This is a genomic window from Dialister pneumosintes, assembly GCF_001717505.1.
GTDB classification, from domain to species: domain Bacteria; phylum Bacillota; class Negativicutes; order Veillonellales; family Dialisteraceae; genus Allisonella; species Allisonella pneumosinta.
On sequence record NZ_CP017037.1, the window covers coordinates 849,898 to 873,879 of the forward strand.

The window sequence follows — 23,982 nt, forward strand, 5'->3', positions numbered from 1 at the left end:
TTTTCATTATAAGACCTTCATACATAATAATATTATTCTTCTACCATTGTCATCGCTCTAGGATTTACATGTTCATCATATTCTTCAGCAGTCAAATATCCCAAAGCTATAGCTGCTTCTTTAAGAGTTAAATTCTCATCAAAAGCTTTATTAGCAATATCCGCCGCCCTGTCATGTCCAATAACAGGAGATAATGCAGTAACCAACATCAATGAACGCTGTACCAACTCGTTCATTTTCTCTTCAATAGGTTTAATTCCACGAGCACAATGTTTATTGAAAGAATATAAGGACTGTCCCAAAAGTTTTACAGACTCAATAAATGCGTCCGCCATAACAGGAGCAAAAACATTAAGCTCAAAATTTCCTTGTGATGCCCCCATAGAAATAACCGATTGGTTACCATGAACACGACAGGTAACCATAGTTACCGCTTCACATTGTGTCGGATTTACTTTCCCCGGCATAATGGAAGATCCCGGTTCATTAGCCGGTATAGAAATTTCTCCCAAACCTGCCTTAGGTCCACTAGCTAACATTCTAACATCATTAGCAATCTTCATAGCATTCATTGCTAAAGCTTCTAAAGCACCATGTGCAAATACCATCGCATCACGACCGGTAAGTGCATAAAATTTATTTTCCTCTGAATAAAACGGTAATCCCATTTGTATAGAAATTTCTGAAGAAACAGCTTCTCCAAATCCTTTAGGTGCATTCAATCCTGTACCTACAGCAGTCCCGCCAATAGCAAGTCCTAATAAATGCTGTTCAGCAGCTTTAATCATATGCTTACAATGTCTAAGCATACTCATCCATCCGGACATTTCCTGACCAAGAGTCAAGGGAACTGCATCTTGCAAATGAGTACGACCAATCTTTACAACATGCATGTATTTTTCACTTCTAAGCTGGAATGTAGTAATTAACTCATCTAACGGATTATATAAATAATCATGCAAAGCTCTAACGGCCGCTATATGCATAGCTGTTGGAAAGGTATCATTGGAAGATTGCGAGCAGTTTACATCATCATTAGGATGCACTACTTTATCACTGCCTGCTGCTTGTAATTTTTCAGTAGCAATATGAGCAACAACTTCATTAACATTCATGTTTGTTTGTGTTCCGGATCCAGTTTGATAAATCACTAACGGAAATTCATCATCCCATTGTCCTTTGATAATTTCATCACAAGTTTCCATAATCGCATCTTTTTTAAAGCGATCTATTTTCCCCATATCAAAATTAACTTTTGCGGCACATTTTTTAAGTACTGCCATTGCATAAATAATTTCTTTGGGCATTCTTTCCCCAATCTTAAAGTTCTGATAAGATCTTTCTGTTTGAGCTCCCCATTTATGTTCTGCAGGAACTAAAACTTCACCCAAAGCATCAAATTCTTTTCTAAATTCCATGAATGCCACTCCTTTAACAACAAGTTAAATCGATAAAATATATTTTTATTCTAACACGTTATGATGTTTGCGTGAATAGACTACTTCCGATAAGTTCACTATTCATGCTATGATATATGTAAATAAAAACTTTGCATTCCTCTATCTATTCTACCTATTTTATTTTAAGTATGTTATAATACTTTTACATCATTTTGCAATTTTGATTTATGGCAGTCTTCGGGACCTATGCAATAAGGCCCCATGAATCCTGTCAGGTCCGAGAGGAAGCATCAGTAAGTGGTACGTTTTATGTGCCATAGTATATCCTGAAGGCTGTCATAAATCAGAATTGCAATTTTTATTGGAGGCAACATGGCTTATTTAGCTCTATATCGTAAATGGCGTCCATCTACATTTACGGAAGTTATTGGACAAAAACATATTGCTATTCCTTTAGAACGTGCTCTTTCCGAAAATCGCTTGGCTCATGCATATTTATTTTCAGGTCCTCGTGGTACAGGTAAAACAAGTATGGCACGAATCCTCGCCAAAGCAGTAAATTGTTTAGAACCGGATAGAGTAAATCCTTGCAATCACTGTCAAAACTGTGAAAGTATTAATCACGGCTCAAGTCTAGATGTATATGAAATTGATGCTGCATCTAATCGAGGCATTGATGATATACGATCACTTCGTGAATCAGTAATGGCTCTACCTTCCACTTCTAAATATAAGGTATATATTATTGACGAAGTACATATGTTATCTAAAGAAGCATTTAACGCTTTATTAAAAACATTGGAAGAACCACCTGCTCATGTAGTGTTTATACTGGCAACAACAGATCCTCAAAAAATTCCTACGACCATTCTTTCTCGTTGCCAAAGTTATGAATTCCATCGTATTTCCATAAAAGACATCAGCAATCATCTTTTATATGTTGCTAAAGAGACAGGATTTAATCTGGATAAGGAAGCCGCTAATTTAATTGCGGTAAAAGCAGAAGGTGGATTGCGTGATGCGCTTTCCATTTTAGACAAATGTATAAGCTCCACAAATAAAAAAAGCATCTCATCTGATTTTATTTACAACATCTTAGGACTTACACAAAAAGATGCCTTAATTACTATGGCTAATCATATTTTTTCTCACGAAAAAGGAAAAGTATTGACAACTTTTTATAAATTACTTGATGAAGGGAAAGATTCGTTATCTATTTTATCAGGACTACTTTCTTATTTCAGAGATCTTATGATTTGTAAAATAAATCCTGAGTCAGAAACACTCATTGCTTATGGGAAATCACTTCCTACCATCATAAAAACGGCTACTGACTTAGATGATGCCTATTTAGACTGGCTTTTTAATGAACTTGAACATATTTACGTAGAAGTAAAAAATTCTGCATCTACTAGAATTACGTTAGAAATTGGACTACTTCGCTTAAGTAGATATGATGCGAATTTAACAATACAACAACTGGAAAAAAGAATTAGCGATCTGGAAAATAAACTTATTTCCGGAAACGACTCTTTTATTTCTAATAAAAAGGCACCTGTAAGTAGTATCCCCCCTAAAGTATCCATAGATATTTCTTTAAATACAACAAAGAAAAAACGTATAGAAAAAAAACTTCCATCAAATAAAGCTCTACATACAGCAAGTATTAAAACAAAAGAAAAAGAATCTACACCTGCATCCATATCAACGACCCCATCACAAGACAAAACCATTCTTCCGCCTACCTCTTACGATAAAATGTGGAAAGATATTTTATCTTGTATTATGAGCATACCAAGAATTGATGTATTTACATGTTTTCAAAAAGGTAAATTAATTTATGTCGGAGGAGCTCGTGCTGTTATTTCTGTCCCTCAAAAATTTCTTGTGTTAGCAGGCAATAATAAATCTTACCAAAAAGTTATTTCTGATGCTTTCCAAAAGGTAACAGGAACTGCTTACACTCCTAAAACAGTTTTAGCAGGTACTACTGAAGAAGACGAGGTTTTATCTCTATTAAATAAAGCTGACTCGGATTCTATGACAGAAGAAATAAAAGAATCCTCACAAGATTCTTATAAAAAAATTGAAATAAGTGATATCCCTGAAAAAGATAGGAATGCCGATGTCCTGGCAGAAGCCTTGAAATTAATGCCTGACTGTGATATATATGAAAAGATTGAATAATAAATAAATTAATAACTTATCATCAATAAGGAGGATATTATGTTTGGTAATAGAGCCCAAATGCAAAGCATGATGAAAAAAGCACGAAAAATGCAAGAAGAGATGAAAAAATTACAAGATGAAATAAAGCAAAAAACAGTAGATGTAACAGTTGGTGGCGGTGCAGTATCTGTTATTATGAATGGTGATAAACAGATTACATCTCTCACAATCTCAAAAGATGCTATTGACCCCAATGATGCTGAAATGTTAGAAGATCTTATCGCTACAGCTGTTAATGAAGCTTCCCGTAAAGTAGATGATATGGTCTCTGAAAATATGAGCAAAGTTACCGGTGGTCTTGGACTTCCAGGCGGCTTATTTTAATGAAAGACGCTATAGAAATTATTGCGGAACAATTTCGTCGATTTCCGGGTATTGGGGTAAAAAGTGCTCGACGTCTTGCTTATTTCCTATTGGAACTTCCGCAAGAAGAAGTGGATTCATTTATTACCACCATTCAATATGCTCGTACCAATAGTTGCTACTGTTCTATTTGCGGTAACTTATCCATGTCTGATCCTTGTCCAATTTGCAATGATGTCTCTCGTGATCTCACTACTATTTGTGTGGTAGAACAACCACAAGATGTACAAGCATTGGAGCGAAGTCAAGAGTATCATGGGCTTTATCATATTCTTCACGGTGCTCTTTCACCTCTTGACGGTATTGGTCCTGAACAATTAAAAATCAAAGAATTACTTCATCGATTAGAAAATTCTACAGTTAAAGAAATTATTGTTGCCACGGATCCTGATACTGAGGGCGAAGCAACAGCTTATTATTTATCCCAACTAATAAAACCTACCGGAATAAAAGTTACTCGTATTGCTCGAGGGCTTCCTGCCGGTGGTGATATTGGTTATGCTGATGGAATAACATTAGCAGGCGCTGTAGAAAATCGTAGAGAAATATAGTTTATGGAGAAAATGATGATACACTCTATTTTTAATTCAGTTATGGGATTTGGTATTACAGGAATTCTTGTTGCTATTATCGGCTTTTGGTTATTCGGTCGATTTGTAAAAGGAATTATCACTAATATTGTATTAGGTGGTGTATTATATTTATTCCTTGACTGGTTTCATATTTGTAAAATGAATTGGTCAGCCATGGATGGTATTATAGTTGCACTAGCCGGAATCCCGGGCACAATTATTCTTGCCATCGCACATTCTTTATTCTAAAAAAGCCTTGATCAAGGCTTTTTTATTGTAAAAACATAAAATAAAAAGACAGGAAACTCCTGTCTTTTTATTTTATACTACTTAATTATCCTTTTAACTTATCAATTAATTTATCTAAAAAGGATTCTTTCCCTTTATATTGTTGAATATTCTCACCTGATACATCCGCGAATTTTACTAAAGCTTCTTTCTCTTCTTTATTTAACTTTTTAGGAACCACTACATGTGTTACTACATATAAATCACCTTTTCGGCTACTTTGAATATGTGGTATACCTTCTCCACGAATACGGAATTTAGTACCATTTTGTGTTCCTGCCGGAATCTTAAGTTCTACTTGTCCTTCTAATGTATTTACTTTAATTACGCTGCCAAGTGCTGCGGTAGCAAAAGATATATCTACACGTCGGTATAAATCGTCTCCATCACGTTCAAACTCGGAATCATTCTTAACAAAAATATATACGTAAAGATCTCCTTTAGGCCCCCCATTAATTCCAGGTTCACCTTCACCGGCCACACGCATTCTAACACCGGTATCTGCTCCTGCAGGAATATTGATTTCAATAGTTTTATTACGTCTGATGATACCGCTACCATGACACGCATGACAATGATTGTTAATAATCTTTCCTTTACCGCTACAGCGTTGACAAGGAATAACATTAACCATCTGCCCAAAAGGACTATTTCTAACTACACGTTGCTGACCAGTACCATGACAATCAGGACATGTATCTACTTGAGAGCCGGGTTCTGCTCCATTACCATGACAATGGTCACAAGTATCTTTCTTAGTTACACTAAATTTCTTAGTAATACCTTTAGCAGCTTCCCTCAAAGTGATTTCCATGTCATAGCGAAGGTCAGCACCTTGTTGAGATCCATTACGACGCTGACGTCCTCCACCAGTAAACATATCAAATATGTCTTCAAATCCACCACTAAAGCCGCCAAATCCACCTTGACCAAATCCACCAAAACCACTAAATCCACCGGCTCCAGAACCGGCACCACCTTTGGAGGCCTGCTGATAAGCATCATGTCCTAACTGATCATACTGAGCTCTTTTATCAGCATCCGATAAGGTTTGATATGCTTCATTTACATCTTTAAACTTTTCTTCGGCAGCTTTAGGATCATCCTTGTTAAGATCCGGATGATATTGACGAGCTTTTTTACGATAAGCCCTCTTTATTTCTGCTTCAGAGGCGCTTCTATCTACGCCTAATATTTGATAATAATCCTGATTACTCATAAAGAATTTATCCTAATTTTACTTATGATTACTTGTTTTCATCTTCATTAACAACTTTGTAGTCAGCGTCTACAACATCTTCTTTCTTTTCTGCCTGTGCAGATTGTGCATCACCTTGTGCCGATTGTCCTTGTTGAGCCTGCTGTGCTTGTTTATATAACTGTTCAGTCAATTCATGAAGAGGTTTTGTTAAAGCTTCTGCATCTGCTTTAATCTTTTCTGTATCATCCGACTTCATAGTTTCTTTCAATGTAGTGATAGCATCATTAACTTCTTTAACTTTAGCCGCATCTGCCTTATCACCTAAGTCTTTGATTGTTTTTTCTGCTTGATAAATTAATGCTTCTGCATTATTACGTGCAGTAATAGCTTCTTTACGCTTCTTATCTTCTTCTTCATGTGCCTTAGCATCATCCTGCATACGTTTAATTTCTTCATCAGTAAGTCCGGAAGAAGATTTAATGTCAATCTTCTGCTCTTTACCGGTTCCTAAGTCTTTAGCAGAAACATGAACAATACCATTAGCATCTATATCAAAAGTAACTTGAATCTGTGGAACACCTCTTGGTGCCGGAGGAATATCTGATAATTCAAATCTTCCTAATGTTTTATTATCCGCTGCCATAGAACGTTCCCCTTGAAGAACATGAATATCTACAGACGGTTGATTATCACTGGCAGTAGAGAAAATCTGAGATTTAGAAGTTGGTATGGTAGTATTTCTCTTAATCATAGTAGTAAATACTCCACCTAAAGTTTCAATTCCCAAAGACAATGGTGTTACATCAAGCAGAAGAACATCTTTTACTTCTCCTTTTAATACACCGGCTTGAACTGCTGCACCTACAGCAACAGATTCATCAGGATTGATTCCCTTGTTCGGTTCTTTACCAAACTTGTTTTTGATTAATGTTTGTACGGCAGGAATACGAGAAGAGCCACCAACTAATAAAATCTTTTCAATATCTGCATTCGTTACACCGGCATCACGCATAGCTATATCAATAGGATCTACTGTCGCCTGCACAAGATCTGCTGTAATGCGGTCAAATTCTGCACGAGAAAGACTTGCATCAAAATGTACCGGGGCACCATCTGCATCTGCTGTAATAAATGGTAAATTAATATCAGTAGAAAGAACGCCGGACAATTCAATCTTAGCTTTTTCAGCTGCTTCCTTCAAACGCTGGTCAGTTCTAGAATCTCTATTTAACGCAAAACCATTCTGTTTCTTGAAAGTATCTGCAATCCAATCCATGATACGAGCATCGAAATCATCACCACCCAAGTGTCCATTACCATTAGATGCTTCTACTTCAAATACGCCGTCTGCCAGGTTAAGAATAGAAACATCAAATGTACCCCCACCGAGGTCATATACCAATACGCGATGTTCTCCTGCCCCCATCTTATCAAGACCATAAGAAAGTGCAGAAGCTGTCGGTTCATTAATAATACGAAGTACATTTAATCCGGCAATGCGACCTGCATCCTTAGTTGCTTGACGCTGGCTATCAGTAAAATATGCAGGACAAGTAATAACCGCTTCTGTTACTTTCTCACCAAGATATGCTTCTGCATCTGCTTTTAATTTTTGCAAAATCATCGCAGAAATTTCCTGTGGAGTATATTCTTTATCATCAATAGATACCTTGTAGTCGGTACCCATATGACGCTTAATAGAAACAATCGTACGTTTGGGATTGGATACAGCCTGACGCTTTGCTAACTGTCCTACTAAAATTTCTCCTGTTTTAGAAAAGCCTACTACGGATGGTGTTAATCTTGAACCTTCTGCATTAGAAATAACTACAGGTTCTCCGCCTTCCATAACGGCTACTACAGAGTTTGTTGTACCCAAATCAATACCAATAACTTTAGACATAATAAGTTGCCTCCTTGAATTTTTTATATCGGCTTAAGGATTTTCCTAAAAAGCTGAATAACTATTATTTATGTGCTACTTGCACTTTTGACGGACGAAGAACTTCTTCTCCAATCATATAACCTTTTTGTAATACAGCTGCGACAGTATCTTCTTCTACATCATCAGACTGTATTTCCATAAGAGCTTCGTGATAATAAGGATCAAAAGGTTTGCCTTGTGCATCTATTTCCACTAAACCAAACTCTTGCATTACCTTATTAAATACTTTTTCCATAAGTTGAAACCCTTCTAAATATGGTCCTGCATTCTCATCTTTAGACATATGAGCAAGTGCTCGATCCAGATTATCTAAAACCGGCAAAAATTTTTTGATAATACTTGCCGTAACCGTTTTAGATAATCGAGCCTGCTCTTCTTTAGTTCTACGTCTATAATTATCAAAGTCTGCCTGCAATCGTGCGTATTGATTCGATGCAGACTCTAATTTGGCATTCATAGTTTCTATCACTTCTGCCGTCTCTGCCAATTTTTTTATTAAATCTTCCGGATTGATTTCTCCAACGTGATTCTTTGAATCTTGTTTTGTTTCTTGTTTCACTTCTCTTTTTAACTCTTCTTCAGAAATACGTTCTTTATCACTCATTATTGCCACTCCTATTCTTTAATAATTCATTCAATTGATGCTGTAAGAAGTAGATAACTCCAATAATCTTTCCATATTGCATTCTGGTAGGTCCCATAACTGCAATAGAACCAATAACATCATTATCTGCAAAAAATTGTGCTCTAACGATAGATATATCTGATAAAGATTTAGATAGGTTTCCAGCACCAATATGGATAGCTATAGGTTCTTCCATATTTTGAGATAAAATTTTACGCAAAGTATCTCGTTCTTCCAACAAACTTAATATATCTTGCATTCTTTCTACATTCTGAAATTCCGGTTGTTCTATTAATTCTGCAATACCGCCGGAATAAACATTTTGTTTGGGAACTAACACTTTGTTCAGTTCGGTAAAAATATTTGAAAATGAAGAAATATCATATTGTACTGCTTTTTGGAATGTCAATAATAAATTTTTATCTAACTTATCAATTTCTTTACTATGCAAAAAATAGTTTAATTTATCTGCTAAAAATTGTAGTTCCTCTATAGTAATGTTTTCAGGAATAGGAACAACTGCATTCGTTACAGCTCCCTCATCAGTAACTGCAAGTAAAATAACTCGCTTTTCATCCAATGGTAAAAAGCGAATATAATTAAGTTTAACTCGTCGATGTGAATCTGCAGTTGTTACCAAGAGTGAATGCGTTAATGAAGCTACCACTTTTGTAATTTGTCTAAAAACTTCATCTATTCTCGTAGAATGTGTTTGTATAGTATCAACAATAAGACTTTTTTCCTTATTGCTAACAGGCATTGGCTTCATTAATTGATCTACATAAAACCTATATCCTTTTATAGAAGGGATACGACCTGCCGATGTATGAGGCTGCGCTAAGTATCCTTCATCTTCTAAATCTTGCATTTCATTTCGGATAGTAGCACTGCTTACACCTAAATTATACTTACGTGCAATCGTACGAGAACCGACCGGTTCTGCTGTTAATGCATAATCTTGGATAATAGCCAACAGAATTTTTTGCTTTCTTTCATCGAGTACATATTTTTGTTCTGCATTATTTCTATTTTTATCCATAATCATCACCTGTTTATTAGCACTCTCAACATTTGAGTGCTAACTTACATAACAAGAATAGCACTCATAACAAAGAATGTCAATATAAGTATGATTTTATATAAAATTTATACTTGTCCATAAATAAAAAAGAACACCCATATGGATGTTCTTTTTTGGTGACCCAAGAGAGATTCGAACTCCCGACACCTTGATTCGTAGTCAAGTGCTCTATCCAGCTGAGCTATTGGACCATATCACAACGTGATTATGTTATCATATTTATCCTTTAAATGCAAGTTTAAAGTAATAACCACATGTATATAATAAAAAAGAACACTCCTATGAGTGTTCTTTCTTAATCAGCAGCTTCCTATCCTCCCGGGCCGCTTCCAGCCAAGTACTTTCGGCGTTTGTGAGCTTAACTTCTGTGTTCGGCATGGGTACAGGTGTATCCTCACAGCTATCGCCACTGTTTCTCTTTGAAGATATTCCTTCAAAACTATATAGAAGTACCACTGAAGTCTCTTCCAAGACTGTCTGCGCTTTGTGATTCTCTCTAAGTTAAGACCTCGATCTATTAGTACCGCATCGCTCCAAACATCACTGCTCTTCCACTTGCGGCCTATCTACCTCATAGTCTATAAGGGATCTTACTCATTTCTGATGAGAAGTCTCATCTTGGGGTGGGCTTCACGCTTAGATGCTTTCAGCGTTTATCCCTTCCGAATGTGGCTTTCCAGCCATGCCACTGGCGTGACAACTGGTACACCATTGATTCGTCCACTCCGGTCCTCTCGTACTAGGAGCAGCCCCCCTCAAACTTCTTACGCCCGCGATGGATATGAACCAAACTGTCTCACGACGTTTTGAACCCAGCTCGCGTACCACTTTAATGGGCGAACAGCCCAACCCTTGGGACCTACTCCAGCCCCAGGATGTGATGAGCCGACATCGAGGTGCCAAACCTCCCCGTCGATATGAACTCTTGGGAGAGATTAGCCTGTTATCCCCAGGGTAGCTTTTATCCGTTGAGCGATGGCCTTTCCACACAGTACCACCGGATCACTAAGCCCGACTTTCGTCTCTGCTCGACTTGTTGGTCTCGCAGTCAAGCTCCCTTCTGCCTTTGCACTCGTCGGTCGGTTTCTGTCCGACCTGAGGGAACCTTTGGGCGCCTCCGTTACTCTTTCGGAGGCGACCGCCCCAGTCAAACTGCCTACCTGAGATTGTCCGCAGGGTCGTTACTCCTGGCGTTAGAATCCCAGAACTAGAAGGGTGGTATCCCAACATCGACTCCATACATACCTAAGTACATACTTCTTTGTCTCCCACCTATCCTGTGCATCTACTTCCGAGATTCCATCTCAAGCTGCAGTAAAGCTCCATGGGGTCTTTCTGTCCAGTCGCGGGTAACCTGCATCTTCACAGGTATTTCAATTTCACCGGGCCCCTCGTTGAGACAGTGCCCAAATCATTACGCCTTTCATGCGGGTCGGAACTTACCCGACAAGGAATTTCGCTACCTTAGGACCGTTATAGTTACGGCCGCCGTTCACTGGGGCTTCAGTTCAAAGCTTCGCCTTAGCTGACCTCTCTCCTTAACCTTCCAGCACCGGGCAGGCGTCAGCACCTATACTTCAGCTTTCGCTTTCGCAGGCACCTGTGTTTTTGGTAAACAGTTGCTTGGGCCTCTTTTCTGCCACCCTTCTCGGTTCCAAGTGCTTGACTCTTCGCCTACCAAGGGCCATCCTTCTTCCGAAGTTACGGATGCAATTTGCCGAGTTCCTTAACGAGGGTTTTCCCGCGCACCTTAGGATTCTCTCCCCGCCTACCTGTGTCGGTTTACGGTACGGGCGGACGAGTCCTCGCTAGAAGCTTTTCTTGGCAGCATGGGATTCACAAGTTCATTAAAGTCTCCTTTAACTCCCCTTCATGTCTCACCCTTCTCGTATGACGGTTTTTCCTATCATACAGGCTACGCACTTAGACATGCTCTTCCACTCGCATGCTTGTGTGCCCTTCTGCGTCACTCCTTCACTCAATCAGACTCTTCCGGTACAGGAATTTCAACCTGTTGTCCATCGCCTATGCTTCTTGCCTCGGCTTAGGTCCCGACTTACCCTGAGACGACGATCGTTGCTCAGGAACCCTCGGGCTTTCGGTGGAAAGGATTCTCACCTTTCTTTTCGATACTCATACCAGCATTCTCACTTCTTATCAGTCCACGACTCCTTCCGGTATCGCTTCTCCCCAATAAGAACGCTCCCCTACCCAGACGGCTTGCGTCTGCCATAGCTTCGGTTCCGTGCTTGAGCCCCGGACATCTTCGGCGCAGCGTCTCTCGACCAGTGGGCTATTACGCACTCTTTAAATGATGGCTGCTTCTAAGCCAACATCCTGGTTGTTTATGAAACGCCACATCCTTCGCCACTTAGCACGGCATTTGGGACCTTAGCTGATGATCTGGGCTGTTTCCCTCTTGACCACGGCCCTTATAAGTCGTAGTCTGACTCCCAAGTTTGATTACAGCCATTCGGAGTTTGACTGGGTTTGGTAACCGGGTAGGTCCCGCTCCTGATCAGTGCTCTACCGCCTGTAATCACCACTTGAGGCTAGCCCTAAAGCTATTTCGGGGAGAACCAGCTATCTCCACGTTCGATTGGAATTTCACCCCTACCCACACCTCATCCTAACCTTTTTCAACAGATATAGGTTCGGTCCTCCACACATTTTTACCTGTGCTTCAACCTGGACATGGGTAGATCACTGTGGTTTCGGGTCTACGCTTTCCGACTTCTCGCCCTATTAAGACTCGCTTTCGCTTCGGCTCCACATTTCCTGCTTAACCTTGCCGGCCCTCGTAACTCGCTGGTTCATTCTTCAATAGGCACGCCATCGACCTGTTTTATATACGGTCTCTGACTGTTTGTAAACATACGGTTTCAGGTTCTATTTCATTCCCCTCCCGGGGTGCTTTTCACCTTTCCCTCATGGTACTATGCGCTATCGGTCGATATCTGTGTTTTGCCTTGGAGGGTGGTCCCCCCTGCTTCATACGGGATTTCTCGTGTCCCGCACTACTCTGGATTCCGTCCTTAGAGTTCTTGTTTTCGCCTACCAGGCTCTCACTGTCTTCGGCTCTCTTTCCCAAGAGATTTGGCTAACTTTTCCTCCAATTTTGTCGGTCCTCAACCCCGATTAAGTTTCCTTATTCGGTTTAGGCTTCTTCCCCGTTCGCTCGCCGCTACTTGGGGTATCTCGTTTGATTTCTTCTCCTCCGGTTACTTAGATGTTTCAGTTCACCGAGTTCCCTCCTCATACCGGTCGGTATGGGTGACGGTGCATTACCACCGCCGGATTTCTCCATTCGGATATCTACGGTTCAACGGCTATTTGCGCCTACCCGTAGCTTTTCGCAGCTTGTCGCGTCCTTCTTCGGCAGATATCGCCAAGGCATCCACCGTATGCCCTTAGTATCTTAACTTACATACTTCACACCTTGACCTTCTTGCTTTTGAGTTTCCTTCAGTGCGCAAGATTGATTTTCTATGAAATCTTTCTTACGTCTTTTACTTCTATATAGTTTTCAAAGAACATCTTCTTTTCCTTTTTTAAGAGAACTTTTGGTTCTCTCAAAACTGAACAGTATAACTCTCTTCCGATGTCCGACCTACAGTCTTTATATTTCTATAAAGCTGTCTCCTTAGAAAGGAGGTGATCCAGCCGCACCTTCCGATACGGCTACCTTGTTACGACTTCACTCCAATCATCAGCTCCACCTTAGACGGCTGGTCCCTTGCGGTTACCTCACCGGCTTCGGGTGTCTCTAACTCTCATAGTGTGACGGGCGGTGTGTACAAGGCCCGGGAACGTATTCACCGCGGTATGCTGACCCGCGATTACTAGCGATTCCTACTTCATGCAGGCGAGTTGCAGCCTGCAATCTGAACTGGGGGTGCGTTTATGAGGTCCGCTCCATCTCGCGATTTCGCTTCTCTTTGTTGGCACCCATTGTAGTACGTGTGTAGCCCAAGCCATAAGGGGCATGATGACTTGACGTCATCCCCGCCTTCCTCCGCGTTGTCCGCGGCGGTCTCTCCTGAGTCCCCACCTTTACGTGCTGGTAACAGGAAATAGGGGTTGCGCTCGTTGCGGGACTTAACCCAACATCTCACGACACGAGCTGACGACAGCCGTGCACCACCTGTTTTCTCGTCTTCCGAAGAAGAACTCCATATTTCTATGGATTGCGATCAATGTCAAGGCTTGGTAAGGTTCTTCGCGTTGCGTCGAATTAAACCACATACTCCACCGCTTGTGCGGGCCCCCGTCAATTCCTTTGAGTTTTAATCTTGCGATCGTACTTCCCAGGCGGGATACTTATTGCGTTAACTCCGGCACAGGAGGGGTCGATACCTCCTACACCTAGTATCCATCGTTTACGGCGTGGACTACCAGGGTATCTAATCCTGTTTGCTCCCCACGCTTTCGCGCCTCAGCGTCAGTTTTCGTCTAGAAAGTCGCCTTCGCCACCGGTGTTCTTCCTAATCTCTACGCATTTCACCGCTACACTAGGAATTCCACTTTCCTCTCCGATACTCCAGCTTCCCAGTTTCCATCCCCTCATGGGGTTGAGCCCCACGCTTTTAAGATGGACTTAAGAAACCGCCTGCGCGCGCTTTACGCCCAATAATTCCGGACAACGCTTGCCACCTACGTATTACCGCGGCTGCTGGCACGTAGTTAGCCGTGGCTTGCTTTTTCGGTACCGTCAATGTCTATGATTATTCACCACAAACCCTTTCGTCCCGAATCACAGAACTTTACAATCCGAAGACCTTCTTCGTTCACGCGGCGTTGCTCCGTCAGACTTTCGTCCATTGCGGAAGATTCCCCACTGCTGCCTCCCGTAGGAGTCTGGACCGTGTCTCAGTTCCAGTGTGGCCGTTCATCCTCTCAGACCGGCTACTGATCGTCGGCTTGGTGAGCCGTTACCTCACCAACTACCTAATCAGTCGCAAACCCCTCTTAAGGCGATAGCTTTCTTGTAGAGGCCACCCTTTCTTCTATGCATCATGCGATGCTTAGAACGTATTCGGTATTAGCAGTCGTTTCCGTCTGTTATCCCCATCCTTAAGGCAGGTTGTTTACGTGTTACTCACCCGTTTGCCACTGAAATTAATAAAAGAGCAAGCTCTTTCATCTCTTTCCGTTCGACTTGCATGTGTTAAGCACGCCGCCAGCGTTCGTCCTGAGCCAGGATCAAACTCTCCATGATAGATTGTTTGTTTGGCTCGATTATTTTCTTGCCTTTTTTTCTCAAATTATTGCGGGATTGTTTCCAATCCGCACATCGGCTTTTGTTTGTCATACTGTTCAGTTTTCAAAGAACCAATCGCCCGTAAGCGACTTCATTATGTTACCTTACAAATTTTCTTTTGTCAAGTAACTTTTTAAGTAAAACAGAAGTTTTTTCTCTACTTATTCGCCCTTTTGGCGACGTATCCTATCCTATCATATCCCTATTTCTTACGTCAACTCTATTTTTATCCTCTTTCTCTTTTATTTTTCTCTCTTTCTCCCTTCTCCTTTATCTCACTTCTCTCTTTTTTATTCCCGTTTTTTCTTCTTTCTTTATTTTCCACCATATATCTTATATCTTTTAATACTTCTTTTTATCCTTATATATGGTTGTATATATTTTTCCATAATTTATTTCATACAAAAAAGAGTGCTTGCTTAGCAAACACTCCTTTTCTTTTACTTAATGCTCCAAGAGTAATTTAACCAGACTCTATCTTCTTCTGCCCCTAAACGTTTATAAAAACGTTGTCCGTCATGATTCCAATCTGCTACAGTCCATTTGATGAGACCACAACCATTTTCTTTTGCAATAGAATACAACTTCTTCATTAGTTGTTCTCCTATCTTTTGATTACGATACTCTTCCTCTACATATAACTCTTTCATAAATATAGATGGCTTATTTTGTGCAGTGTATTTCATAAAATAATAAACCAGCATACCGGCAATCTTTCCATCCACATCTGCTACTAAACAGTAGAAATCCGGCGGATCTTTTTTTATTCCTCGCTCTCTAACTATTTCCGGCGTAATTGCAAAACTATCAATATAATCCTCAAAAATAGCTAAATCACGCATAAGTGGCCAAGTCTGGTCAATATCTGATTCACGCATCAATCTTACTTCTACTGCCATAAGAACATCCCTTCTACCGATAACCTGTATAACGTATCGAACCGGCACCCAAATAAGTCGTTTTGATTTCTACTCTATTTTAACATTCATTTATTAAAGAACCAATAATAAGAGCTACTAAATATTTTTATAACTCCTTATTTAAGAGTAATTTTTGCCATTTCTCTTAACCAATGCTGAATATACATTTCAGAACACCCCTGATTCCTCAATTGTGTCAGTTCTTTTATTGTTAATGGATCTTTAAGCATTTGTTTTACCTTTTCTTCTATTCTTTTTTCTAAACGTAAGTCCTCCATATGTACTTCCTCCTAAAACAAATTTTATGATTATCATAATTATAGTATAACCCTATGGTAGACGTCTTTTTATATTAGTTGTATACTCTCATTAAACAATAAGAAATATAATTTAGTTTTAGGAGGAATTTATGACCATCCGAATAGGAATCATGGGATACGGAAATTTAGGACGTGGTATAGAAACTGCAATTGCTAATAATAAAGATATGAAACTTGTTGCTGTTTTTACGAGAAGAAATCCTAATTCAATCCAATTACTAACCCCTACCATTCCTGTAGTTAGTGCATCGACTGTTCTGGAATGGAAAGATAAAATAGATGTCCTGGTTCTGGCAGGCGGTTCTGCTACTGATCTTCCGTTTCAAACACCAACATATGCCGAACATTTTAATGTAATTGATACTTTTGATACACATAAAAATATCCCTATGCACTTAACTACAGTTGATAAAATTGCAAAAGAGAATCATCATCTCGCTATCATTTCTATCGGCTGGGATCCGGGTGTATTTTCTCTCTTTAGACTTCTAGGAAATGTATTCCTTCCTAAAGGGAATGATTATACATTTTGGGGGAAAGGTGTATCGCAGGGACACTCAGATGCTATTAGACGGATTCCGGGCGTAAAAGATGCAAAACAATATACCTGTCCAATACAAAAGGCTTTAGAATCAGTAAGAAATGGCGAATCTCCAGTACTTACCACTCGCGAAAAACATACCAGAGAATGTTTTGTTGTCCTGAAAGAAAATGCAGATGCAGCACAAATTGAAAAACAAATAAAGAATATGCCCAATTACTTTGATGAATACGAAACAACTGTACATTTTATTTCTCAAGAAGAATTTAATAAAAACCATCAAGGCTTAGCTCATGGAGGATTTGTTTTCCGTACCGGCACAACTGGAATCAACAAGCAACATCATCAAATTATGGAGTTACAATTAACTCTTGATTCCAATCCGGAATTCACCGCTCATGTAGCTATCGCTTATGCACGAGCACTTATGAAACTCAACAAAGAAGGGGTTACAGGTTGTAAAACTATATTTGATATCGCGCCTTCTTATTTAAGTCCGGTCTCCAAGGAAGAGTTGATAAAAGATTTATTATAATGTAACAGTAAACAGGAACTATAACAATTATAGATTCCTGTTTTTATTTTCATAATTATCATATAATACTACTTATTGACAGGTAAACACTCAAAATTTATACTATATTTAGTTTTTGTTCCTAACAAAAATCGGAAATTCTACATTTCCACAACTTAATAAGATCATTTAATGCCTCATGTACAAGGACTAAATGATGCTTCTGCCGCCGTGGTAGTTAAGATCGGTATGTCGCCGTGACATCAATATCGGTATCATTTATTTCTATGTTATTTTATAACATATATTACATGGAGGTTATCATGAATGAAACCAAAATGAGCGTACTTCAACTTACGATGATTACTGCAGTAAATATGATAGGAGCAGGCATTATTATGCTTCCTGCAGAACTAGCTAAAGTAGGCTCTATTTCTATTTTTGCATGGATTATTTCAACCATAGGTGCCGTTGCCTTAGCTTATGCATTTGCAAAATGCAGTATGTACAGTAAGAAATCAGGAGGACTCGGAGGATATGCAGAGTATACCTTTGGAAAAGCAGGAGGTTTTCTTACTAACTTTACTTATAGCTTTTCTATTTTAATATCTGATGTAGCTATTTCTCTTTCCGTTGTTGGATATGCAGCAGAATTTCTACACATTCAATTAACACCACTTATGATGGCTTGTGCAACCATCGCCATTTTATGGCTTGCAGATTTAGGAAGCTTAGGAGGAGCTAAACTTACCGGAATTATCGCAGGAAATGCCGTATGGGGTATTTTAATTCCTATTGCATCCTTACTTCTTATTGGTAGATTCTATTTTTCATTCCCATTATATGTAGAAAACTGGAATGTAAATGATCTATCTACCGGTTCTGCCATTACACAATCTATTGCAGTTACCATTTGGGGTTTATTAGGTATGGAGTCCGCTTGTGCTAATGTAGATGCTGTAGAAAATCCCGAGAAAAATGTTCCTTTAGCGGTATTAGGTGGAACTACACTTGCTGCCATTATATATATTCTTTCTACTAATTTAATTTTTGGTATTGTCCCCAACGCAGAATTAGCAGCAAGTACAGCCCCTTTCGGACTGGTTTTTACCAAAATGCTTAACCCTATGATTGGTCAAATTGTAAATGCCATGTTTATTATTGCTTGTTTAGGATCCCTTATCGGATGGCAATTTACTATGGGAAATGTAAATAAAGATTCTGCTATAAACGGGTACTTCCCTAAACTATTAGGTGAAACCAACACAAAAGATGTTCCGGTAAAAGGTATTATTGCCGTTACTATAATTCAAACATTGCTTGGACTTATGACTATGTCTCCTAAATTAAGTGAACAGTTTATGTTACTTTTAAATCTTACTGTAGTAACAAACCTGGTTCCTTTCTTTTTAGCCTTAGCTTCTCTTCCTACCATTCCTACCATCATGGAACAGGCTAACCGTAATTACGCAGAAACTCGAACAGCTAACATGATTGGCTTCATTGCTTCTATTTATTGTTTCTATGCTTGTTACAGTTCAGGGTTAGAAGCAATGACATATGGCTCTTTGCTTACCATGTTCGGTTGGACTCTATATGGATTTACTAACAAATCTACGAATTAATGCAAATAAAAAAACACCGATAATCGGTGTTTTTTTATTTGGCGGAGCGAAAGGGATTCGAACCCTTGCACGGGTATAAGCCCGTCTAACGATTTAGCAAACCGTCCTCTTCAGCCTCTTGAGTACCGCTCCATATGTTAGCTGACTTATAAAAGAATACTATGAAATCAACTAACTGTCAAGAATAAAATTAAGACTTCCTCACTCTTCTTTTCTATCTTAATTCTTTTTAATCGGTAATTTAGCAAAAGGTATAAAAATAGAAAGTATACCAAATATTCCTAATAACCAACAATACCACATATAAGGGATAATTTCGATAGAGCTCAATAATATTCCATTTTTTGTTGCTAATGCCGATGCGGTCAAAAGTTGTGCACCATAAGGAATAATCCCTTGTAAAACACAAGAAAATACATCAAGTAAAGATGCTGTTACTCTAGAATCTATATCATAAGCATTGCTGATATCTTTCACAACTCCCCCGCTAATAATAATTGCTACGGTATTATTAGCTGTTGCACAGTCTACTAAGGAAACTAAAAAGGCAATACATAACTGAGCAGATTTAGTTCCTTTTATCATATGATTTAATTTCGTAATCAACCATTGAATACCGCCATAATAAGCAATCATTTCAGAAATTCCGCCACAGAAAAGTGCTAAAAAGAAAGCTTCATTCATTGCTGTAAATCCATCCCAAATATTCTGTGCAAAAGAAATGATAGTCATATCAAATCCTATAATTCCGATAGCCCCTGCCAAAGCAATTCCTGAAACAAGTACCAGAAATACATTGACTCCTAAAAGTGCTAGTCCAAAAACGGCAATATATGGAATAATTGTTATTAAATTATAATCTAAATTTCCTATAGTTACAGTAGCTTCCGGCTGACCGAAAAAGAATAGCAATAATATAGTAATAATAGCTGCCGGTAATGCAATTTTAAAATTCACTTTAAACTTATCTCTCAGTTCACACCCTTGTGTTTTAGTTGCCGCTATAGTCGTGTCTGAAATCATAGATAAGTTATCTCCAAACATCGCCCCACCTACACAAGCTGCTACCATAAAAGCTTCCGAGACCCCACTTTTAACAGCAATCCCTGCTGCAATAGGTACAATAGACGCAATGGTTCCCATGGATGTACCTGTTGCCGTCCCCATAAAAGCAGAAATAATAAAAATTCCTACCACTAAATATTCTACCGGAACAAGACTTATCCCTAGATTTACAACAGAGTCGCGACCGCCCATAGCAGCAACAACCATAGAAAATGCCCCTGCCAAAATATAAATTATAAGCATAGTAAGTACATTTTCATTACCGGCTCCTCGTGCAAAAATTTTAAACTTTTCAGTTATGGATTCTTTCCCCAAACAAAACGTTGCCAAAACAGCAACAAACATAGCCGTTACAGACGGAAATTGATAAAATGCCATCTCTACGCCCTGTAATTGGAAATAAATACCTGCTCCCAAATAAATTAGGATGAAAATAAGGAAAGGTAAAAGTGCCCATTTCCCTTCTTTCTTAATTCGATTCGTCATACATAGCCCTCACTTATATCTAAGATTATACAGTTATTATATCATTTATGTAATATTTGATATATTTTTAATCATTAATTTTATAAAAAAGGAACTCGTACCTATTTTTGTACGAGTTCCTTTCTCATTATATTATTCTTTTGTATGATGAACCACAACTTGTGGATAAGGCATTTCAATACCAACTCTATCAAATGCCTCTTTAATTTTAATAAATATATCGGTACGTGCCGCAAAATACTCTGAGGTATTTACTTCGCACCGAGTATAAATGCGAATTGAATAATCTGCCATTTCAGATATATGCAACGTAACGTTCTCTTTATTTTGTACATATGGATTTTCAGCTAATACTTTCTTTAATAGTTCTAAACATTGTGGTAAAGGCGTATCATAACTTACATCAACTGTCAGTTCTAAATTTCTTAAATTAAAATGAGAGTAATTTTTTATAATGTTACCGGTTATTGTCTTATTAGGAATTACTATCATCTGATTTCCTAATGTTTGTAACCTTGTATACATAATAGAGATTTCTACAACTGTACCTTCAATATTTACGGCAGATATATAATCTCCGACATTAAAAGGCCTAAATAACAAAATAAATATACCTGATGCTACATTGCTAAAATTGTCTTGTAGTGCCAACCCAATAGCAATTCCCATACCTCCCAATGCTGCCACTAAAGAAGACGTAGATAAGCCTGCAACCCCTAGTGAAATAACAAGCACTATTACTAAAGAAATAAAATAAATCATTTCTGTAATAAATCCTATAGCCGTTGGATCTATATTGCTTTTTCCTAAAAGATGTTTAACCCATTTCTTAATTTCTCTACAAATTATATAACCAATAATAAAAACAATAATGGCTTCAGCAATATCAATTCCACGCGTTTCTGCAAAAGTTCTAAAATTATTTAAAAACTTTTCAGTTAACGATACTTGATCCGTTACTGTTTGTCCTACTGCATTGGCTGCTTCAATAACCATATCTACATCCTCCTGTATTGATTGCCCCTTCACTCTCTACTAAGTAGTTTGCATAGCTATTGCTTTTACAATGCCATCCACAACCATAGTAGTAGTAACAGAGCCAACACCTCCCGGCACCGGTGTAATCGCACTTACAACGGAAGAGACATCCTCAAAATCAACATCGCCTACCGTTTTCCCTCTTAATTGGTTAATTCCTACATCAATAACTATAGCACCGGGCTTTACCATATCTCGATTTACTAAATGAGGTTTCCCGATAGCTGATACTAAAATATCTGCTTGACATGTAATTTCCGGAAGATTTTTCGTATGAGAATGACAAACTGTTACCGTTGCATTTTTTTCTTCTAAAAGGATAGAAATAGGTTTACCCACTACTGTACTACGCCCTAAAACAACCACATTTTTACCTGTTAGTTCTATATCATAGAAAGATAATATGGCCATTACAGCTCGAGGAGTGCAAGGAATATGCCCCACTTCTTTATTAAGTAACCTTCCTAAATTAACAGTAGTTAATCCGTCAATATCCTTATCAGGATTAATATGTTGTATAACCTTTTGTGCATCAATAGACTTCGGTAATGGCATCATCATCAAAATTCCTGTAATTTCTTTTGTTTCATTCAACGTATGAATAAGAGTAATGAGTTGCTTTTCTGTAATATTTTCTTCTTTATACACATTAAGATTAAACCCATACTCTATAGCCACTTTCTTCATAAAGTGTGTATACATTACAGAGGGCTTATCCTCTCCGGCTAAAATAATTGCCAAAGTAGGAGTTATCCCTTTATCTTTCCATTGTAATAATTGTTGCTGCAACTTTTTTTTCCAATGATGCGCAACTACTTTTCCGTCTAAAATCTTCATTTTAAAATAACCCCGTAATATTTCCCTCTTCATCAACATCGATACGTTCTGCTGCCGGTAATTTAGGAAGTCCAGGCATAGTCATAACTTTACCGGTTAATACCACAATAAATCCTGCCCCTGCTGATATTCTCATATCTCTTACATGAAGTGTAAATCCACTAGGTGCACCTAATTGTGTAGGATCATCACTAAAAGAAACCGGGGTTTTAGCTATGCAAACCGGGAACTTTTCAAATCCAAGTGCCTTAATTTCCGCCAAGGCTTTTTCAGCAGCCATGTCATACTGAACCCCTGCAGCTCTATATATTTTTTTAGCTATAATTTCAATTTTTTCTTTAATGGGTAACTCTAAATCATATAAAGGTGCATATGTGTTCGCTTGTTCTGTAGCGTGTATAACCTTAGAAGCAAGTGTTAATCCGCCTTTGCCACCTTGCATAAATACATCAGAATCCGCAACATCTACCCCTGCACGAGCACATGCATCATAAACTACTTGTTTCTCTTCCAAAGTATCCGTTGGAAATAAATTTAATGCAACAACAATCGGTAATCCGAACTTTTTCAAATTTGAAATATGACGTTCTAGATTCGGCAATCCTTTTCTTACCGCTTCCGGATCAGAATCAGTAAGTTCCTGTTTTCCTTTTCCGCCATTCATCTTAAGTGCACGAATAGTAGCAACTAATACTACAGCAGAAGGATGTAAATCAGCAAATCTACACTTTAAGTCCAAAAACTTTTCTGCCCCTAAGTCAGCGCCAAATCCGGCTTCTGTTACTACATAATCAGATAAGTGAAGTGCTGTAGTAGTTGCAAGTACACTATTACATCCATGTGCAATATTAGCAAATGGTCCCCCATGTATAAAAGCAGGTACATGTTCTAATGTTTGGACTAAATTAGGTTTAATAGCATCTTTCAACAAAGCAGTCATTGCTCCTTGTGCATGAATATCGGCTGCGGTTACCGCTTTCCCATCAAAAGTATATGCTACAATAATACGTCCTAACCGTTCTTTTAAGTCGGAAATACTTGTTGCCAAACAAAAAATAGCCATAATTTCTGAAGCAACCGTTATATCAAAACTACTTTCACGTGGAATTCCATTAGCTTTCCCACCTAACCCTACTACGATATGACGTAAAGTACGATCATTCATATCCATAACATGATTCCACACTACTTTACGTGGATCGATATGTAAACGATTCCCCTGCTGAATATGATTATCTACCATAGCAGCCAATAAATTATGTGCACTGGTAATTGCATGAAAATCACCTGTAAAGTGTAGATTTATATCCTCCATAGGGACAACCTGTGAGTAGCCGCCACCTGCAGCACCGCCTTTAATCCCCATACAAGGACCTAAAGAGGGTTCACGCAAACAAATCATAACTTTCTTGTTTAATTGAGATAAAGCCTGTCCTAAGCCTACCGTGGTAGTCGTTTTCCCCTCACCGGCAGGAGTTGGAGAAATAGCGGTAACAAGGATTAGCTTCCCTTTAGTTTTTTCTTTTACTTTCTGTGTAAGTTTTAAAGATACCTTAGCTTTATAATGCCCATATGATTCTAAATCTTCTGATCCAATCCCCAGTTGTTCTGCAATATTTTTAATAGGTTCCAATTTCGTACGGCGTGCAATTTCAATATCTGTTAACATTAG

General features: G+C 38.6%; 17 protein-coding genes, 2 tRNA genes, 3 rRNA genes and 1 other RNA gene. 7 read left to right on the plus strand and 16 right to left on the minus strand.

Annotated elements, in window-relative coordinates; translation table 11 throughout:
- Positions 1 to 32: 32 nt before the first annotated feature.
- Positions 33 to 1,418, minus strand: a complete 1,386-nt coding sequence (gene fumC, locus BCB69_RS04195) for a class II fumarate hydratase (RefSeq protein WP_022513857.1) — start codon at positions 1,416 to 1,418, stop codon at positions 33 to 35.
- 163 nt (positions 1,419 to 1,581) lie between these two features.
- Here fumC and ffs point away from each other — a divergent pair.
- The 5 genes from ffs to BCB69_RS04220 all read left to right on the plus strand — a co-directional run bounded on the left by ffs (position 1,582) and on the right by BCB69_RS04220 (position 4,813).
- Positions 1,582 to 1,762: signal recognition particle sRNA large type (gene ffs, locus BCB69_RS04200), an RNA gene on the plus strand.
- A 10-nt stretch (positions 1,763 to 1,772) separates the two neighbouring features.
- Complete coding sequence (gene dnaX, locus BCB69_RS04205) at positions 1,773 to 3,587, plus strand: DNA polymerase III subunit gamma/tau (RefSeq protein WP_069177104.1); 1,815 nt, start codon at positions 1,773 to 1,775, stop codon at positions 3,585 to 3,587.
- A gap of 39 nt (positions 3,588 to 3,626) precedes the next feature.
- Positions 3,627 to 3,953: a YbaB/EbfC family nucleoid-associated protein gene (locus BCB69_RS04210; protein ID WP_022513859.1), complete on the plus strand. Its 327-nt coding sequence runs from the start codon at positions 3,627 to 3,629 to the stop codon at positions 3,951 to 3,953.
- Positions 3,953 to 4,543: a recombination mediator RecR gene (gene recR / locus BCB69_RS04215; RefSeq protein WP_069177105.1), complete on the plus strand. Its 591-nt coding sequence runs from the start codon at positions 3,953 to 3,955 to the stop codon at positions 4,541 to 4,543. Before BCB69_RS04210 ends, recR begins: the two co-directional genes overlap by 1 nt.
- 3 nt (positions 4,544 to 4,546) lie before the next feature.
- A complete protein-coding gene (locus BCB69_RS04220; RefSeq protein ID WP_159049972.1) occupies positions 4,547 to 4,813 on the plus strand; it encodes an ABC transporter permease in 267 nt (88 codons plus the stop codon).
- A gap of 85 nt (positions 4,814 to 4,898) precedes the next feature.
- On the opposite strand, the gene dnaJ is transcribed toward BCB69_RS04220, so the two are convergent.
- From dnaJ to BCB69_RS06405, 10 genes are all read right to left on the minus strand, one after another.
- The gene (dnaJ, locus tag BCB69_RS04225; protein WP_069177107.1) at positions 4,899 to 6,071 is read right to left on the minus strand and encodes a molecular chaperone DnaJ; all 1,173 of its coding nucleotides are present in this window, start codon (positions 6,069 to 6,071) and stop codon (positions 4,899 to 4,901) included.
- A gap of 28 nt (positions 6,072 to 6,099) precedes the next feature.
- Complete coding sequence (dnaK, locus tag BCB69_RS04230) at positions 6,100 to 7,956, minus strand: molecular chaperone DnaK (protein WP_022513863.1); 1,857 nt, start codon at positions 7,954 to 7,956, stop codon at positions 6,100 to 6,102.
- Between the two features lie 64 nt (positions 7,957 to 8,020).
- The gene (grpE, locus tag BCB69_RS04235; protein ID WP_022513864.1) at positions 8,021 to 8,602 is read right to left on the minus strand and encodes a nucleotide exchange factor GrpE; all 582 of its coding nucleotides are present in this window, start codon (positions 8,600 to 8,602) and stop codon (positions 8,021 to 8,023) included.
- A complete protein-coding gene (gene hrcA / locus BCB69_RS04240; protein ID WP_069177108.1) occupies positions 8,595 to 9,662 on the minus strand; it encodes a heat-inducible transcriptional repressor HrcA in 1,068 nt (355 codons plus the stop codon). The genes grpE and hrcA overlap by 8 nt, the downstream gene beginning before the upstream one ends.
- 156 nt (positions 9,663 to 9,818) lie before the next feature.
- Positions 9,819 to 9,895: transfer RNA gene (locus BCB69_RS04245), tRNA-Arg, on the minus strand.
- Between the two features lie 106 nt (positions 9,896 to 10,001).
- Positions 10,002 to 10,118 (minus strand): 5S ribosomal RNA (gene rrf / locus BCB69_RS04250).
- 83 nt (positions 10,119 to 10,201) lie between these two features.
- Positions 10,202 to 13,128: ribosomal RNA gene (locus BCB69_RS04255) — 23S ribosomal RNA — on the minus strand.
- Positions 13,129 to 13,351: 223 nt separating this feature from the next.
- A 16S ribosomal RNA gene (locus BCB69_RS04260) occupies positions 13,352 to 14,922 on the minus strand.
- The 16S, 23S and 5S rRNA genes sit together here with 1 tRNA gene alongside, the layout of an rRNA operon.
- A gap of 482 nt (positions 14,923 to 15,404) precedes the next feature.
- Positions 15,405 to 15,863 (minus strand): GNAT family N-acetyltransferase, encoded by a 459-nt coding sequence (locus BCB69_RS04265; protein ID WP_022513097.1) that lies wholly within the window; start codon positions 15,861 to 15,863, stop codon positions 15,405 to 15,407.
- A gap of 137 nt (positions 15,864 to 16,000) precedes the next feature.
- Positions 16,001 to 16,162, minus strand: coding sequence for a hypothetical protein (locus BCB69_RS06405; RefSeq protein WP_159049973.1), 162 nt, complete (start codon positions 16,160 to 16,162; stop codon positions 16,001 to 16,003).
- 131 nt (positions 16,163 to 16,293) lie between these two features.
- On the opposite strand from BCB69_RS06405, the gene BCB69_RS04270 reads away from it, so the two are divergent.
- Positions 16,294 to 17,280: a diaminopimelate dehydrogenase gene (locus BCB69_RS04270; protein WP_022513095.1), complete on the plus strand. Its 987-nt coding sequence runs from the start codon at positions 16,294 to 16,296 to the stop codon at positions 17,278 to 17,280.
- A gap of 302 nt (positions 17,281 to 17,582) precedes the next feature.
- On the plus strand, positions 17,583 to 18,884 hold the full coding sequence (gene potE / locus BCB69_RS04275) for a putrescine-ornithine antiporter (RefSeq protein ID WP_069177109.1): 1,302 nt from the start codon (positions 17,583 to 17,585) through the stop codon (positions 18,882 to 18,884).
- 39 nt (positions 18,885 to 18,923) lie between these two features.
- On the opposite strand, the gene BCB69_RS04280 is transcribed toward potE, so the two are convergent.
- The 5 genes from BCB69_RS04280 to BCB69_RS04300 form a co-directional block, all read right to left on the minus strand.
- Positions 18,924 to 19,016, minus strand: a tRNA-Ser gene (locus BCB69_RS04280).
- A gap of 87 nt (positions 19,017 to 19,103) precedes the next feature.
- Positions 19,104 to 20,435: a Na+/H+ antiporter NhaC family protein gene (locus BCB69_RS04285; RefSeq protein WP_069177110.1), complete on the minus strand. Its 1,332-nt coding sequence runs from the start codon at positions 20,433 to 20,435 to the stop codon at positions 19,104 to 19,106.
- Between the two features lie 132 nt (positions 20,436 to 20,567).
- Positions 20,568 to 21,431 (minus strand): mechanosensitive ion channel family protein, encoded by an 864-nt coding sequence (locus tag BCB69_RS04290; protein WP_069177111.1) that lies wholly within the window; start codon positions 21,429 to 21,431, stop codon positions 20,568 to 20,570.
- Positions 21,432 to 21,470: 39 nt separating this feature from the next.
- Entirely contained in the window at positions 21,471 to 22,310 is an 840-nt protein-coding gene (locus BCB69_RS04295; protein ID WP_069177112.1) for a bifunctional 5,10-methylenetetrahydrofolate dehydrogenase/5,10-methenyltetrahydrofolate cyclohydrolase, read from the minus strand.
- Between the two features lies 1 nt (position 22,311).
- Positions 22,312 to 23,979 (minus strand): formate--tetrahydrofolate ligase, encoded by a 1,668-nt coding sequence (locus BCB69_RS04300; protein WP_069177113.1) that lies wholly within the window; start codon positions 23,977 to 23,979, stop codon positions 22,312 to 22,314.
- Positions 23,980 to 23,982 lie beyond the last annotated feature (3 nt).

Coding starts and splice junctions, on each gene's coding strand:
- fumC (WP_022513857.1), bottom strand. CDS start 1,418: ATGGAATTTAGAAAAGAATTTGATGCTTTGGGTGAAGTTTTAGTTCCT.
- dnaX (WP_069177104.1), top strand. CDS start 1,773: ATGGCTTATTTAGCTCTATATCGTAAATGGCGTCCATCTACATTTACG.
- BCB69_RS04210 (WP_022513859.1), top strand. CDS start 3,627: ATGTTTGGTAATAGAGCCCAAATGCAAAGCATGATGAAAAAAGCACGA.
- recR (WP_069177105.1), top strand. CDS start 3,953: ATGAAAGACGCTATAGAAATTATTGCGGAACAATTTCGTCGATTTCCG.
- BCB69_RS04220 (WP_159049972.1), top strand. CDS start 4,547: ATGGAGAAAATGATGATACACTCTATTTTTAATTCAGTTATGGGATTT.
- dnaJ (WP_069177107.1), bottom strand. CDS start 6,071: ATGAGTAATCAGGATTATTATCAAATATTAGGCGTAGATAGAAGCGCC.
- dnaK (WP_022513863.1), bottom strand. CDS start 7,956: ATGTCTAAAGTTATTGGTATTGATTTGGGTACAACAAACTCTGTAGTA.
- grpE (WP_022513864.1), bottom strand. CDS start 8,602: ATGAGTGATAAAGAACGTATTTCTGAAGAAGAGTTAAAAAGAGAAGTG.
- hrcA (WP_069177108.1), bottom strand. CDS start 9,662: ATGGATAAAAATAGAAATAATGCAGAACAAAAATATGTACTCGATGAA.
- BCB69_RS04265 (WP_022513097.1), bottom strand. CDS start 15,863: ATGGCAGTAGAAGTAAGATTGATGCGTGAATCAGATATTGACCAGACT.
- BCB69_RS06405 (WP_159049973.1), bottom strand. CDS start 16,162: ATGGAGGACTTACGTTTAGAAAAAAGAATAGAAGAAAAGGTAAAACAA.
- BCB69_RS04270 (WP_022513095.1), top strand. CDS start 16,294: ATGACCATCCGAATAGGAATCATGGGATACGGAAATTTAGGACGTGGT.
- potE (WP_069177109.1), top strand. CDS start 17,583: ATGAATGAAACCAAAATGAGCGTACTTCAACTTACGATGATTACTGCA.
- BCB69_RS04285 (WP_069177110.1), bottom strand. CDS start 20,435: ATGACGAATCGAATTAAGAAAGAAGGGAAATGGGCACTTTTACCTTTC.
- BCB69_RS04290 (WP_069177111.1), bottom strand. CDS start 21,431: ATGGTTATTGAAGCAGCCAATGCAGTAGGACAAACAGTAACGGATCAA.
- BCB69_RS04295 (WP_069177112.1), bottom strand. CDS start 22,310: ATGAAGATTTTAGACGGAAAAGTAGTTGCGCATCATTGGAAAAAAAAG.
- BCB69_RS04300 (WP_069177113.1), bottom strand. CDS start 23,979: ATGTTAACAGATATTGAAATTGCACGCCGTACGAAATTGGAACCTATT.